The sequence below is a fragment of the Pontibacter sp. HJ8 genome (assembly GCF_054824225.1).
Genome location: NZ_JSYF01000281.1, coordinates 1 through 15,672, shown reverse-complemented (window position 1 = coordinate 15,672; position 15,672 = coordinate 1). Strand labels below are relative to the sequence as shown.

The 15,672-nt window shown below is 52.9% G+C and carries 8 protein-coding genes; all 8 read right to left on the bottom strand.

The features are described from left to right. Positions 1-115: 115 nt before the first annotated feature. The 8 genes from OB13_RS13030 to OB13_RS12995 all read right to left on the bottom strand — a co-directional run bounded on the left by OB13_RS13030 (position 116) and on the right by OB13_RS12995 (position 15,368). Entirely contained in the window at positions 116-1,321 is a 1,206-nt protein-coding gene (locus OB13_RS13030) for a DcaP family trimeric outer membrane transporter (RefSeq protein WP_461490606.1), read from the bottom strand. 641 nt (positions 1,322-1,962) lie between these two features. Continuing rightward, positions 1,963-3,081 (bottom strand): glycoside hydrolase family 76 protein, encoded by a 1,119-nt coding sequence (locus OB13_RS13025; protein WP_461490605.1) that lies wholly within the window; start codon positions 3,079-3,081, stop codon positions 1,963-1,965. 58 nt (positions 3,082-3,139) lie between these two features. After that, a complete protein-coding gene (locus tag OB13_RS13020; RefSeq protein WP_461490604.1) occupies positions 3,140-5,431 on the bottom strand; it encodes a GH92 family glycosyl hydrolase in 2,292 nt (763 codons plus the stop codon). Between the two features lie 23 nt (positions 5,432-5,454). Next, positions 5,455-5,820, bottom strand: a complete 366-nt coding sequence (locus OB13_RS13015; protein WP_461490603.1) for a hypothetical protein — start codon at positions 5,818-5,820, stop codon at positions 5,455-5,457. A 328-nt stretch (positions 5,821-6,148) separates the two neighbouring features. Next, a complete protein-coding gene (locus OB13_RS13010) occupies positions 6,149-7,090 on the bottom strand; it encodes a PorP/SprF family type IX secretion system membrane protein (protein WP_461490602.1) in 942 nt (313 codons plus the stop codon). 17 nt (positions 7,091-7,107) lie between these two features. Then, entirely contained in the window at positions 7,108-10,185 is a 3,078-nt protein-coding gene (locus OB13_RS13005) for a T9SS type B sorting domain-containing protein (protein ID WP_461490601.1), read from the bottom strand. Between the two features lie 104 nt (positions 10,186-10,289). Then, entirely contained in the window at positions 10,290-12,107 is a 1,818-nt protein-coding gene (locus OB13_RS13000) for a RagB/SusD family nutrient uptake outer membrane protein (protein ID WP_461490600.1), read from the bottom strand. A gap of 12 nt (positions 12,108-12,119) precedes the next feature. Next, positions 12,120-15,368, bottom strand: coding sequence for a SusC/RagA family TonB-linked outer membrane protein (locus OB13_RS12995; RefSeq protein WP_461490599.1), 3,249 nt, complete (start codon positions 15,366-15,368; stop codon positions 12,120-12,122). Positions 15,369-15,672 lie beyond the last annotated feature (304 nt).

Genomic DNA, 15,672 nt, shown 5'->3' with positions numbered 1-15,672 from the left:
TGCCAGCAGGTTTTCAATAGTTCCGGTGGGGCCGGCTTTTCGGTTCTGTGTTTTATTTTAATAATGCCAGGTCAGGAATTCTACCAGGATTTAAAGTAGCCTACCTGGCAGTATTTTATTCAGTTACAGTCTCAAAAACGGAATGGGAAAAGGTGTATTTGAATGAAAACTGTACCTTAACGGCAGAGGAATCAAAACCATTACGGAAGTTATTTCTTTTCCCCCATTGCAGTTCAGCTCCCGTCATGAACTGTGAAGAAGGCTGGTAGAGTAAATTAAAAACGGCATAATGGCCATTTTTGAAAGCACTGGCTGCCTGCGCATCCGAGTTGTAAATACGCACCCTGGAATAGCCCATCGTGCTGCTCCACTGGCTGGTCCATTTATGTTCCAGAAAGGCCAGCCCGCCCAGTACCGGCAAGGCAACCCCTACTACAGGAGTGACCGGATCGTCGAAATTGTTTTCAATGCCAACATCAGCAGCGGCATCGGTCAGATGGTTCTGAATGCCCTTCCCATAGACCAACTGTCCCTTGAAAAGGGTTTGGCGACTGAGTTGCCGCGTAGAACTGATGTTAAAACCCCACCCTATTTCATTTCCACTCAGGTTAACAGGGCCATTGCCGGTATCTTCCCATTTGATCCATTTTAAAACACCGGCTAATTCGATGTACCCGCTCTCGATTATTTTGCGGTATTCGGCTGTCAGATCGGGCACTTTGAACTCTGGCTTCACATTTTGCAGTTCTATCCGTTCGGCATAGATACCTTCATCCGAGGTAGCACCAGGCTGTTCGAGTGTGATGGCCCATCTGCCCTTCTCCCAGGCGTGCGTGTAACGCACCTGGATATTGCGCAGCCATGCCCGGCTCGAAGGCGCACCATAATCCAGGATGTTTGGGGATACATCGCTATCTGTGAAAAGGCTTAAGGTATAGCCGACTGTAAATTTACCCAGTTCTGCATAGGCCGACCGCAAGTGAAAGGCAGTCTGACCGACATCCGGCCCTGACCCAAAAAGATCGAACTCAAAATTGCCTTTTAGTTGGCCCAAAGAAGTCTGCGCCCTGCTGTTTACCCCCAACCTTGTTTGCCTGACGCTGAAAAATATTTTTCCGTCCGGCCCGAATTGATTTTCATACTGAGGGAGTTTGGTCACGCGCAATACATCAAACCAGTTCGGATCAATCTGGCCAAAATTGTAGCCTATATCTGTCAGCATAAAACCGTATACCTCCAGGCATTTTGGCTGTTCCTGGGCATTTGCCTGACGCATACCCGACAGAAAGAGTAGCAGGAACACTGCCTGTCGACATTTCATGCGTAATGAAAAACTGAAATAATTCATCTGCTCAGGATTTTATTCCACCCCATCCATAACTAATTACGAGACCGCTATTCGCTTGGAACCTGCTAAATCCAAAAGCCTGAATTCCGCCTAAGTTTTGTACAGGCTCTTTTTCTTTTACTACTTGGTCAGGTATAGCAGCCATGCTGTCGCCGCTGGAAGTGTCTATTGATGGCACGCGTAATCTGCACCGGCTCTACGGGTCAGGGCTTAGGTATAGGCAGCCAGATAGGAAGAGATTGAGTAGCCAAGCCCGATGTCCCTTCTCGGGAATATCCAGGCAAAAGCCCAGTTGCCTAAGCGGCAGTAAGTTCACACAGGTATAGAGTGCGCGTAACCTCGTTTTCCGGGGCTATGGCCTCTTTCAGATACCCACTTGGTTGCGTTGAGCGCAAAGATTGACGCAACCTTTCTTTTTATGAGCTGATCGCCCCTGGTACGACAGGTGCGGCCAGCACCCGGTCGAGCTCTTCAAGCTTTGCCTGGTGGGACACGTGGAGACATCCTCTCTGACAAAAAAGCTTATCGAGCCCTGCAGCCTTTGCTCTTATAGCCATCATCGATTTATAAACAATGGCGCGGGATACGCTCTTCATACTTGGTTTGCCGACCCTTTATTTCTTCGGCGTGCACACTTGCATCAGTTCGACAGCGCTGCTGGCCTCATAGGACTGAATGTTTCCAGTGGGGCAGGCGATTTTATAATTCCGATAGGTCAGGTTGCGTGTTTTGTCCCGGTTTTGCCAGGCCTTGTCTATGTTCTGGCGCAACCAGGGAAGGTACTGGGGCTGTTTTCCATCCTGGATGAGCATCATCATGTAGCGCCCGAAAATGGCCTTCAGCACACCCTGCTCGTTCCAGTCGCCTTCCGCCGGCAGGATCCCGTCCGCGTCGGCCATTTTATACTTCGTGTAGTCGGCGGCAAGCTTCGCATCCTGCAGGTATTTGTCCTCGCCGGTAGCCTGGTAGAGCAGCACGGCAGCGCCGATGCAGGTGCCCTGGTTGTAGGTATAGTCGGTCCAACTCACGTTGCCTCGGGCCATATTGATGTTGTCGGCTACCTGCCCGTTGTTAAACAGGTTGGCCCGCGACCAGGTATAAATCTCCTTGCCCTTGTCCAGGTAACCGGCCTCGCCGGTGATGCTGTAGAGTTTCAGAGCTGCAATCACAGTCGGGTAGTTTATGCAGGAATTCTTGCCGTCGTGGGCAAAGTTCCAGAACATGCCGCCGTCCCTGGCATCATACGATGCGCGCCATACATGCTGGAAGCCTGCCACGGAGGTTTCGAGGTACTTGGCGTCTCTGGTAATTTCGTAGGCCCGCGCCATGGCGATCACCCACCACATCATATCGTCGTAGATGAACCACTTTTGGGTATTGTTCCAGTTGTAGCCGTCGTACTCCTTGTAGCCGCCTTCGTAGATATCCCCTATCTGTTTCAGGTAATCCGGGTTGTTGGTGCGCTGGTAGGCATCCATCACCATGTCCCAGAAAATTGCCTGCGTCCAGATGGCAGCCAGGCCGTTGTGGTCGGTGGTGCTATAGTAGAGCTTGGCGTCCGGGTTATAGAAGTACTGATTGAAAGCCTCGAACGCGGTGGTCGCGTCCGCCGGGGTAAAGGTCTCCGCTTCTTCGATGGGGCCTGTTGGTGTCACCTCAGGCGTGTCGCCATCCTTGCAGCCAACGAGCAGCAGCCACAGCAAGGGAAGGCAAAGGTATTTCAGTTGGCTCATGTTGTATGCTTTAGGTGGCTGGCTCTGTTTTTAAGGTGCCGACAGCCTTTGTTGCACCCTATTCCATTTCCATACTTTCACCGGACTTTGAGAGGGAGAACGGCTTGTCTTCTTCTTTTGTGCCCCGATTCAGGGCCGGTTTGCTGCCCATCTCGAAGTGGAGCACGCCCCCGTTCACAATGTCGTCGTGGTGGATCCAGTTGTGGGAGTAGGGCTTTCCGTTCAGCGTGGCTGACTGGATGTAGACGTTCTCTTTGCTGTTGTTGGCCGCCTCAATGGTAAACGACTTGCCGTTCTCCAGCGTAATGGTCGCCTTCCGGAACACCGGGCTGCCGATGACATACTGGCCCGTGCCCGGGGTGACGCTATAGATGCCCAGCGCGCTGAGCACATACCACGACGACGTCTGCCCCTGGTCCTCGTCGCCGGGATAGCCGTTCTCAGTAGCGTTGTAAAGCCTGGCCATCACATTGCGCACGTGCTGCTGGGACTTCCAGGGCTCTCCGCCATAGTTGTAGAGGTACGTCATGTGCTGGATAGGCTGGTTGCCGTGCGCGTACTGGCCCATGTCCGCCATCACCATCTCGCTCATCTCATGGATCATGCGGCCATAGGTGCCCACTTTCACCGTATTCGGCTCGCTGAACACGGCATCCAGCTTGGCCGTAAAGTCCTTCTCGCCGCCCATCAGATTGATAAGCCCCTGCACATCCTGAAACACCGACCACACCCAATGCCAGGCATTGCCTTCGGTAAAAGGGCCGCCCCACTCCACCGGATCGAAATTCGACACCCACTCCCCGTCCGCTTTCCGGCCGCGCATAAAGCCAGTAGAAGCATCATACACGTTTTTGTAGTTATACATCTGCCGGCCAAAGATCCGTTCGTAAAAAGAGTTGCCCGTCAGCCTGGCCAACTCGTAGCCGCACCAGTCGTCGTAGGCATACTCCAGGGTTTTGGCCGTGGCCTCGCCATGCTCCGGGTAAGGGACGTAGCCCAGCGTGTAGTATGCTTTCCAGCCCTCGCGCCCGTTTGCCGGCCCCCAGGGGCCTTTGTTGGTCGCCTCGTGGTAATAATACGCCAGAGCGGTGTCGGGACTGAAGGTGCGGATGCCCTTCACCCAGGCATCGGTAAGCAGCGAGATGGCGTGGTTGCCAATCATACTTCCCGCCTCGCCCGGAAATGACCACGACGGCAGCCAGCCGCACTGCTCCTTGGCGTCCAGCAGGGCCTGCATGTAGCGCCCGTGCATGGTGGGGTGCAGGAGGGTGTTAAGTGGAAACTGCGCCCGGAACGTGTCCCAGAAACCGGTATCGGTATACATGTAGCCGCTGTGCACCTCGCCGTCGTAAGGGCTGAAGTAGTAAGGTTTGCCGTCTTTGTCGTGCTCGTAGAACTTGCGCGAAAACAGGCTGGCGCGGAACAGGCAGGAGTAAAAGGTGGCTTTGTCGGCTTCGGTGCCGCCCTCCACCAGCACCTTGGCCAGGGTCTGGTTCCATACCTTGGCGGCGGCGGCTTTGGTGGCCTCCAGATTCTTATACGTGCCCAGTTCCCGCTCCAGGTTCAACTCCGCCTGCTCCTGGCTGATGTAGGAAGAGGCGACTTTGGCCTGTACCGTCACGCCGTCTTTGAACTTCACGTACGCGCCGATGCCTCTTCCTTCGCCGTCCAGCGCACCATTCGTCACAGCACCGCTCCTGTTGTCCCAGGTGCCTTGAGCCACAATGGGCTTATCGAACACAATTACGAAGTAGTTCTTGAAATTCTTGGTGAGCCCCCGGCCGTTGTGCACGTAGCCGATAATCTTGCGCTCTTTGGGTATAATTTTCACTGCGCTCATGCCCGTGTAGCCGTCCAGCACCACATAGGAGCCTTTGGACTTGGGGAAGGAAAAGCGCGCATGCATGCCCCTTTCCGTTGGAGAGAGTTCAGCGGTGATGTTGTTATCGAGCTTCACCTTATAATAATTTGGCTTCGCGGTTTCATTCTCATGGCTGAAGCGGGCGGCCCGGCCATACTGGTTCACCGTCAGCTTGCCGGTCACGGGCATGAGGGAGAACACGCAGTAGTCGTTGGTCCAGGAGCTGCACTGGTGTGCCTGCTGAAAGCCGCGGATGGAGTCGGCGCTGTACTGGTACTTCCAGCCGTCGCCGTTGCGGCCGGTCTGCGGCGTCCAGGTGTGCATTGCGAACGGCAGCGCCGTGGTCGGATAGGTGTTGCCGCGCGTCAGCTCAAACGAGGAGTTGGTGCCCTGCAGCGTGTTCACATACTTCACCAGGTCCGGCGTGCCCGCGTAGAGACAATGGCCCGAAAGCCACAGGAAAGAGAGAAAGAGCGCTTTGAGTTTCATTGCTTTATAAGTTGGTTTCTGCTTTACAAAATTGATTCCTTACAGCCTATCTGACGAAGTAGTACTCGAAGTTCGGCAACAGATCGCGCGCATACCTGGTCGCATAGCCGATGTTTTTTCTCCGAAGGAATCAACTTCAAATGAGCGCCTTTGTTCGGCGCATCGATGACGCTAAAGGAGCTGCCGGTCCTGGGATAAGTGAAGCGCAACTGAGCGGCCCGCTCGGTGGGCATTAGCTCTGCCGTCACAGCATGGCCGGCCAGGTATACGCTGAAGTAGTAGGGCTTCGTGACTTCCGCCTTGTGCGAAAACCAGTTTTCCCCTGCTTCCCCGCGGAATTTGTCCCCATGTGTTACAGGCATGATGGGGAGCTGGCCAAAGTCGTTCATTTATGGCGAGGGCTGGGCCTATACCTATGATACCACGGTTCTTGCCGGCATCATAGGTATAGGCCCAGCCCCCGCCCATCCATCCCGTTTGCGGCGTCCAGAAGTTCATGCCCCAGGGCACGGCCACCGCCGGGTAGGTGTTGCCGTTCGACAGGCCTGTCTTAGAATCTTAGCCCAAAAGCGGGTTTAACAATTCCCCGGTTGCCTCGCTTTTACCTGTGGCTATGTTCTGGGCATACACCATCAGCGATGATAAAAAAACAGGCTGATGAGTGTTAACCGCATTCTTAATTAGAATTTGGTTACTAAGCTTCAGCAGTTTTACTGCTTACTTTGTGTTTTTCGAGAGTCTCGCCTGCAGGCCTACTTCAAAACCTCCCGACACGTTCGCCGTGCTGGCATCGCTGTTCACGCCGGCGGCACCGGAAGTATACATGCCCGTTACCTGAAAGCGGTTAAGGACGTTAACTCCGGCTCCCAGCGTTATGCTCTGAGAGGAATGGTACATCCCGAACATGTTGAACTGGTCGTTTACCAGGGTCAGGTTTGCGCCTACATCCACGATGTTGTCATACCCTTTCATACCGCGCATGGCCACTTTCGGCTCCAGGCCGGCAGCTCCTCCGCCCAGCTCGAATTTATAGCTGGCGGCGGCGTAAAAGGTAGACCTGTTGATGGTGTTAGATGCGTTGATGCCTTTGTCGAAGAAAGCCCGGATGTTGGGAAACGACGCCTGCAGTGTCAGGTTGTGGCCCGTATAGGCTGCCCCCAACTCACTTTCCAGGTATGGGCCGCGGTCGTTGTAGCGCATGACACTCGGATCGGCGTCATCACCATTTATCTCATCCATATCCACTTTATCGTTGAGGATCCCCATGGATAACCCAAAGTGCATAGCGCTTCCCGCTGCATCCAGCGGAAGGTGGTAGGCATAAGAGCCCATGACCTTTGTCCGCGACAGGACACCTGCTTTTTCCTGTAGCAGGTATACGCCTAGGCCTGCATTACCGCCCAGGTGGTAGTCTCCGGCAAAGCCCTGCGTCACCGGAGAGCCGGGATGGGAAGCCCACTGCTGCCGGTAGTGCAGGCTCACATTCAGCCCCTCTTTGACACCTGCCAGCGCGGGGGTAGCCAGGTATTGGTTGTTAAAGTAGATGGCCCTGAGCGGGTTAAGCTGCGCCGTGGCCCGCTCCGAAGCTGAAAAGTAGCAAAGCAAAGACAGGAAAAACACCACTCCTGCCCTGTTTATCTGGTTATATAGCTTTTTCATGTGATTCAACTAAGAGGTTAATCCCGAATGATTGTAAGTGATCCTTTGGCAGAGGGGATGCCCGAGCCGAGGTCTATGATGTAATAGTAGACGCCTGCTGCTAACGGAGAACCGTGTGAGGTACCAGTCCAGTTATTGGCATAGTTCTCTGCCTCGTACACAATTCTGCCCGCCGTATCAAACACTTTGAGCTTGCTACCTGGGAAGGTATTGATGTTCCAGATGACCCATACATCGTTTTTACCATCGCCGTTTGGCGTCAGGATGTTGTTGGCCTGCAGCCTTACGCCTCCTTCCATCTGGATGGTGAACTCAGCTTCGTTGGTACAGCCCTCTTCGGTACTGGCCGTTACTTTATACACATAGCCTTGGGTTGGTTTAACGATGAGCTCGTTGGTGTTCTGGCCACTGAGGATACCTGGGCCGTCGGCCCAGGTATAACGGTAGTTGCCGTCACCGGTAGCGGTTAGTTTCACCGTCTCGCCTCTGGCTATTTTCCCGTCGTGGTCCGAAGCAATGCTTACGTTCAGTTCATAAGCGGTTATCTTGAAGGTCCGGCTAAAGGTATCGGCCCCGCCGTTCAGGGTGCCGCCGTCGTCCTGAGCTGTTACTGTTACGGTGGCCTCGCCAGGCTGGCCTTGTGCCAGTTTATAGCTCAGGACTGCTTCTCCGGCCTGGTTGCGACTAACCGATAAGTCGCTAAACATGGCGCTCCGGTTAGAGGTAACTGAAAGCGTGAGTTGCTGCCCTGGCTCAGGCCCGGCGATCAATCCTACTAAGGGGATGGTATAGGCATCCTGCACGTTGCAGCTGCTTTGGTCGGCGATGGCCGCAAAGGCCGGCGCCTGGTTGGTGCCCGGTGTTATCACCTCCACTACTTGCGTATAGGGAACCTCCTGACCGGAGCTTTGGCTGAACTCATTTAATGGTCGCACGCGGTAATAATATTTGGTGGCCAGCTTTAGGGCCTGGTCTGTATAAGCATTCGCATCCGCGGCAATGGTACCAATTACCGTGAAAGTCGTGCCGTCTTTGGAGCGCTCAATTGTATAGGCCGTTTCGTTCTCGGACCTGTCTGTCCAGGAGAGCTGCACTTCCGTCTCCGACAGGGCCGTGGCCATCAAATCTTCGGCCGGCAGCGGCAGCCGCTCGTCGTAGAGTGTGGTGGCAGTCGCGGTGGCAGAGTATATGGAGTTGCTGCTAGCACCAACCGCACGCACGCGGTAATAATAGCTCGTCAGCACTTTTAGTTTGGTGTCGGTGTAGCTGGTAGTGCCGGCATCCACAGACTTAAGAAGCGCAAAGGTGGTCCCGTCCGTGGAGCGCCATACTTCGTAAGCTGTCTCGTTTGTGGCGATATCTTCCCAGGTAAGCGAAATCTCGCTTTCTGTTACATCCGCTATGGTGAGGTTGGCCGGTACCGCCGGAGCGTCCTGCGGTATGCCCCATATAAGCCACTCTGACATTTGGATTGCGTCAGACCCGCTGTTCAATGAAATGTTCAACCTGTAATACTGAAACGACTGGCTGTTCTTAAACGCAAATACCCGCTCAGCATTCCGGCTCGGGAAGTACTGGCTTTTGCGGGTGTCCAGCACCGTCCAGGTTTCCCCATCATTCGAGCCTTCGAAGGTCCAGTCTTTCGGATCCCGGTCCGGCGCATCATTACCCGACACAATGCTGTACTTGGTAACAAGATCGGCGGTAGAGGTGGACTTATACTGTGTCCACAAAGTTCTGGAAGGAATCAGGAACTTTGTATTGAAGTCATTGTCAATAAACTTCGATGAGTTCTCTCCCGCATTGCCCGTGTTCTCGTTCGAAACTTTAAACTCTCCGCCATTGTCGGTGATATCGACAAAAGCACCACTGAAGTCCAGCGTGGTTACCTCTTTCACCGAAGAATAGGCGGATGGCCCGAAAGCGCCAACTGCCCGAATCTTATAATAGTAGTGCGTTGCCTGGCTCAGGCCTTTGTCGTAGTAGCTGACAACATCAGCCCCCAGGTCAGCGATCTTGGCAAAAGTGGTGCCGTCTGTAGACCGCTCCAGTTCAAAACCAGTTTCCGTGCCGGCATTGTCGGTCCAAGTCAGGGATACTTCGTCGCCGGCTGTGGCGAAAGCGTCCAGATTAGAGGGGGCCGAAGGGGCCGCTCCCTGGTAAAGGCGCCACTCCCCTAACTGGAAAGTGCTGCCGTCTTTAATGGCGGAGATGTTGAGGCGGTAGTATGTATAAGCCGTCGCGTTTTCTATGTTGTAGGTCTTGGTCTGAAAACGCTCTGAGAACATCTCACCAGTCCGCGTGTCCAATGTAGTCCAGTCGGTGCCGTTCTTCGATCCCTCCAGCGTCCAGTCTTTCGGATCCCGGTTTGGGTCGTCGTTGGCAGAAGTAAGGGTATAGATGACAACCACCGCGGAGGCGTCGAGCTTCAGCTGCAACCACTGCGAGCCGGGAAAATGGGACAGAAACTTGGTCTGGGCGTCGTTGTCGATCACCTTTGGCGACCCTTCATTGGCATCGGCCCCACCGTCGTTTTCCCTGAACACTGTAAGCGTGCCGCCTCTGGCCGTGATGTCCGGAGCTTGCACTACTTCATACAGGCGCCATTCTCCTAGTTGAAAGGTATTGCCGGCTTTTATAGCCGAGATGTTGAGCCTATAATAGGCATAGGCTGTTGTGTTGCTGATCGGGTACGTCTTTTTCTGGAACCGCTCCGAAAACATTTGGCCGGTCTGGGTGTCCAGCACGGTCCAGTCGGTGCCGTTGTCAGAGCCCTCCAGCGTCCAGTTCATAGGGTCGCGGTTATCATCGTCGTTTGCCGAAACTAAGGTATAGGAACCAACCGCAGCCGGGGCGTCGAGCCTCAGCTGCAACCACTGCGAGCCGGGAAAATGGGACAGGAACTTCGTCTGGGCGTCGTTGTCGATCACCTTTGGTGACCCTTCATTGGCGTCGGCCCCACCGTCGTTCTCCCTGAACACCGTAAGCGCGCCGCCTCTGGCCGTAATATCATCCTGAGCGATGGCACGCCCTATACCTGCAAAAAACAGGGAAAGCGTCAATGCCACCCTCACAAGTCGTAACATTCTTTTCATAAACAATTTTTTAGGCGATTTATAAAACCGTTTTATCATTCGTTCCTCCACACAGAGGTATAGTTGGCGGCTGGCAGGTACAGTGCCGGCCGCCAACGTAAGTATTACCAGCCAGTGTTTTGTACAAGCTCTTTGTCGCTGTTGATCTCGTTCTGCGGAATAGGCCACAGGTAGTGCTTTTTGTTAAACACACGTGTTTCGAAGGACACCTTGTTGTAGAAGTTCTCGATGTTGGGGGCAGTGATGTCTAAGCCATAGGTAGGGCCATCTAAGGCTTGCTCCGCAATCTTCCATCGTCTGGTGTCAAAGTAGCGAACATTCTCAAAGGCCAGCTCTACTCTGCGCTCTTTGCGGATTGCCTGGCGCACTTCTTCCTGAGAGGCCGGCGCCGGTAGGTCGGCAGAACCATACTCTGGAATGCCGGCTCTGCTGCGAATCAGGTTCACATATTTGAGGATGTCCGGGTCGCCGGGCTTGTACTCGTTCAGGGCCTCGGCATAGTTCAGGTATAGCTCGGCCAGGCGGAGCATCACATATGTCCTGCTGCCGTTTCGCCAGTCGCCGGTGCTCATGTTTTTGCGCACAATATATCCTGTCGGGCTGTAGTCGTTGCTGCCGGCTTTCTTGCCTGAGTTGCCCTCATACCAGGTTCTGGTGACAATGTTGCCTGTGTTACGGTTCAGCCAAAGGCTGTTGTCATAAGTGATGCCCACATAGAAGCGCGGCTCCCGGTTCACCCACTGATTATACACCTGTCGGGCTTCTATGTCGTTTGGTGCTTTAAAGTTAGAGAACCCGGACACCGTGTACCCAGACTTCGGGTCGTCAATTGATCTGCCGTTTGCCATAAAGTAGGAGTCTACGATACTTTGCACAGCCCCCAGGCCGCCACTGCCTTTTGTCTCTGCCTGCGCACCCGCATGGAACGGCGTCATCTCATACTGTCTTGGATTGATACCGGCACTGGGCCTGGCGTAAATAACCTCCTTGTTCCAATCGACCAGCAATACGTTTCTGGTGGAGAGATAAGGATCGAACTGCCCTTGTGCGTTGTTTTCGCGGTACAGGTCGTACGTGCCCGGCACAAATTCATCAATGAAAGCCTTGGCGGCATCTGCAGCTGCTTTCCATTTGTTCACATCGTACTGCTGACTAATGAGTTGCTTGCCATCCGTGTTTGTTAAAGCTGCATAATCCGGGTTGCCGTTAAACAAGGGGCTTGCCGCAAACAGCAGCACCTTCGATTTAATGGCCAACGCATACGCCCTCGTCATTCTTCCGTAGGCCTCGTTGTTGCCCGGAACATTGGGAAGATCTTTGGCGGCCTCCTCCAGCTCACTGACGACATAGCTCACACATTCATCGTACGAGCTGCGTGGCAGCTGCAACTCTTCAGAGGATGCATCCGGCGCAATCGACTCATTTCCCAAAATGACCACCGGTCCATACATGCGCATCAGGTAGAAATAGTAAAGTGCCCGTAAGGCTCTGGCCTCTGCTTTGTATTTCGTGATTAGCGGTGTGGAGCAGTCTTTGCACTGGTCTGCGTTGTCGATAAAAGTACTTGCCCGGCGGATACCCCGGTAAAAGTTAGACCAGAGGGAATTTACAAAACCCGAAGTAGGATCCCAGGCGCCAATGTTGATGGCGTTGCTTTCCACAAAGCCCCATACATATTCTCCTTCATCGGAGGCTGCAATCCAGGGACCCACGTTCCCGTCGCCACCCAGATTACGTTGGCTTGCATCGTCAGGAATCTGAGAATAAACATTTGCTAAATATTTCTCGACTGTATTTCTGCTTTTGAAGGTGGCATCCAAAGTCAGTCGATCGTCGGGTACCTGGTCCAGGAAATCGTCGTTGCAGGAAAAGGTGGTGCTTAGCAGCAAAGCCGCCAGCGCTATGGTTTTTATCTTATTCATGTCGGTTGAGAATTAGAATTGGAAGTTAACGCCCAGAGAATAGGCCGAAACGTTGGGATACCTTGTACCATTCGACGTCAGCAACTCCGGATCCCAAAGCTTGAATTTACTAAAGGTCAACAGGTTAACACCACGCAGGTATACCCGTGCATTTCCGATTTTCGCTTTGTCCGTTATTCTGCTTGGAATGGTATAGCCGATCTCAGCCGTCTTTAATCGCAGGAAGTTAACATCCCTTACCCACCAGGTACTCATTTTATTATTATTTTCACTCCCGATTTCTCCGGAGCCGTAAGACAGGCGTGGATAGAAAGCGTTTGGATTCGGATTTTCTTCCGTCCAACGGTCAAGCGCTATACTGTACAGGTTCTCTCCGCCACCGTCGCCACTGAACGGCCGGATGCTTCGCCCCTCCAGCGCAATATCGGCTTCTGCCTGCCCCTGGAAGAACACGCTTACATCCAAACCTTTGTAGCCGAGGCTGGTGCCGAAACCGTAAGTCAGGGCAGGTACATCGCCCTGGCCGATCTGTTTGCGATCATAGGCATCGATCACACCATCCTTGTTCAGGTCCATGTACTTAATATCACCGGGCTGCACCTGGCCAAATTGTTGTGCAAACTGGTCGCCGTCCTCTGGTGTGATGTAGCCGTCGCCGTTGGTGTCATCTTCGAAGGTGAACAGTCTGTCTGCCACATAGCCGAAACGGGCTAAAATCGGCACATCAGTTTTGCCTTCCATCCAGGGGTAGAACTGCTCCGGTTTATCGTTCTCCAGTATTTTGTTCCTGTTGTAGGAGAACGTACCGCGGAAGCCAACTCTAAAATCGCCGATGTTTTGGTTGTAGTTAACCGAACCGTCGAATCCCTTGTTCTCTACCACTCCCAGGTTACCGTAAGGAACCGATGTCAGGCCGACGAAAGCCGGCACGTCACCTCTCTGCAGAAAGGCGCCCTCGGTGTGCTCTCTAAACAAATCGAAGATAATGCCCAGACTGTTGTTAAAAGCGTCTATCTCAATGCCCAAATCCTGCTTGCGCGATTCTGCCCACGTTACATCCACTCCATAAGAGGCTTCCACAATGCCGCCTACGTCGTTGCGGTTGAGACCGAAAGTATAGCCTCGTACATTATTATCAGTAACTTCACTCAGATAAGCAAACCTTCCGGCGCCGGACTCTCCCCCTACCTTGCCATCGGTATAGCGGATTTTCAGAAAGTCTATAGTACCGGAGAGCGGTTCAAAAAAGCGCTCGTTGGATACCGCCCAGCCTACACCAAAAGCCGGGAAGAAGCCATATCTGTTCTGAGGTGCGAAGTTCTCGGATCCGTTATACCCAACGTTGAATTCGACAAAGTACCTGTCGTCGTAAGAATACGTGGCACGCCCTGCCAAGCCCTGATAGCGATAGGGTATAGATCCTCTAAAATCATTAGCAAAGGCATCCGAGCGATCTGATCGGTTGAACAACAACAGACCGCTCACCCGATGTTTCTCAAAGGCTCTGTCGTAGTTTAAAGCTGCCTCCGAATAAAACTTTCTATTTCCGCCGTTGCGTCTGTCATAAGACAAGAAGTTTTGCCCTGAATAAGTGGGAGCTGTCCCTAAGTTCAAGGTTCCATCCGGATTTCTGGGGTTGACGGCATCTACGAACCAGGTATCCTGGCGCTTACTGCGGTTAATGATGTGCTCGTTATAAGCGTCAAAGGCGAACATGGCCGTGGCAGAAAGGCCTTTGGTAAGCGCACCCAGGTCCTGGGTAACCCGCAGGTTGGAGTACATCTGGTTTTTGTTCTCGTTCTGGTAGCCTCGCAGGGTGGCGTCCGCATATGGATTGCGCTTGCCGCCATTCGGGTTGCGCCCCGGCACGAGGCCGCCCGGGTACATCACAGGATATTCGACAGGGCTGATCTCCAGCGCCGAACTATAGATGGAGCCAGCCGATTCACCAGGATAGTTGCCCGTGGACATGTAACCTTGAATACCCAGGTCTACTTTGGTGGAAGGTGTTACATCCAGCGTTACATTAGTAGTGACATTGTAGCGGGAAAAGCGGGTGGTGGCGTTATACTGCGCCAATGCGTCTGTGTTAAAAAGGCCTGTTTCGTCATAGTAGCCCAATGACACATAGTATTTTGCCTGTGGAGAGCCGCCACTCACATTCAGGTTTGCATTCCGGTTGCGCCCCCAGTCGTTAAAGATCTCGTCAATCCAGTTTACATCCGGGTACACAAAGGGGTCTTCCCCGCTTGCTGTTCTGTCTATAATCTCCTGGCTGTACCTGGGAGCAGGAATGTCTCCACCCGGCCTACGGCGCGTGAAGATTGCTTCATTGCTTAGGTTCATGTAGTCTATACCGCCTGCTAACTTCGGCACTTTCGTAAAGTGCGTCATTCCTTCGTTGTAGTCAAAGGTAACGCGCGGCTTGCCTTCCTCTCCTCTTTTGGTCACGATGAGTATCACGCCGTTTGCGCCTCTTACGCCATAAACGGCAGTCGCCGAAGCATCCTTCAGAATGGTAAAAGATTCGATGTCCTGTGGGTCGATGTTGTTCATGGAGCGTTCTACCCCATCTACCAGCACCAGAGGGGAACTGCCTCCGCTCATCGAGGAAATACCGCGAATCCAGATATCAGCCCCGTCATACCCCGGCTGCCCGGAACGCTGCACACCGGTAACCCCCGCCACCCGTCCGGCCAGCATCGTGCTGAGGTTTGCCACCGGCTGGTCCAGTTCCTTAATCGTCACCGTAGATTGCGCTCCTACGTTACTTATCTTGCGTTGCTTGCCATAGCCAACTACCACTACTTCCTCAAGTTTGGCCTGATCTTCCTCCAGCACAATGTTAACAGTGGCTCTCGCTTTAATGGGCACTTCCTGTGAAAGGTACCCTATGTAAGAGACGATCAGTGTTCCGTCCTCACTTGGGGCGTCGAGCACATAATTTCCACTCATGTCTGTGGTGGCCCCCGTGTTAGTGCCTTTGATACTCACAGAAGCGCCTATTAGCGGCTCCCCTTTGCTATCCGTCACTTTTCCCTTCACCTGGAAGTTGTATGCTGAATGTACATACGCTCTCCCAGCCTCTATCTCAACCGGAGCCGCTAAATCGAGCGTCTTCCAATCAGTGCTCTTGTGCGCGCTACTTGGTGTAGCCAGAGAAACCAGGGAGAGCAGCACAAGAAAGCGTTTACAGCAGATCAGGTGTGCTTTGTTAGCAAATGACCTAAACTGGTATTTAAGCAGTACTTGTTTTTTCATATTTTATTAGAATTAATTTTATATATCATTCTTAAAAAGTAAACTCCTGCTTTCCGCCTATTAAGTTTTTCAACAAAGCACCTCTACTCACCCTGTGCCAGGTGCCGTTTCATGCCTGATAGAGCACAAATACTACTCATAAGCTACTGGCGTTATTGTTTTGCTAAAACGTTTTAGCAAATGGATTTTAATTGAGCATTACATAGCATTAACTACTATATAGCCTATCCTTCAACACTGTACTTTCTGAATTAATGAGCATCCAATCCGACCTGTAGGATTATGGTCTGCAATAGGAAAATGG

Bases quoted from the DNA above. Each gene is read 5' to 3' on its own strand.
- OB13_RS13030 (WP_461490606.1), bottom strand. From the start codon at position 1,321: ATGAAATGTCGACAGGCAGTGTTCCTGCTACTCTTTCTGTCGGGTATG.
- OB13_RS13000 (WP_461490600.1), bottom strand. From the start codon at position 12,107: ATGAATAAGATAAAAACCATAGCGCTGGCGGCTTTGCTGCTAAGCACC.
- OB13_RS13015 (WP_461490603.1), bottom strand. From the start codon at position 5,820: ATGAACGACTTTGGCCAGCTCCCCATCATGCCTGTAACACATGGGGAC.
- OB13_RS13020 (WP_461490604.1), bottom strand. From the start codon at position 5,431: ATGAAACTCAAAGCGCTCTTTCTCTCTTTCCTGTGGCTTTCGGGCCAT.
- OB13_RS13025 (WP_461490605.1), bottom strand. From the start codon at position 3,081: ATGAGCCAACTGAAATACCTTTGCCTTCCCTTGCTGTGGCTGCTGCTC.
- OB13_RS12995 (WP_461490599.1), bottom strand. From the start codon at position 15,368: ATGAAAAAACAAGTACTGCTTAAATACCAGTTTAGGTCATTTGCTAAC.
- OB13_RS13005 (WP_461490601.1), bottom strand. From the start codon at position 10,185: ATGAAAAGAATGTTACGACTTGTGAGGGTGGCATTGACGCTTTCCCTG.
- OB13_RS13010 (WP_461490602.1), bottom strand. From the start codon at position 7,090: ATGAAAAAGCTATATAACCAGATAAACAGGGCAGGAGTGGTGTTTTTC.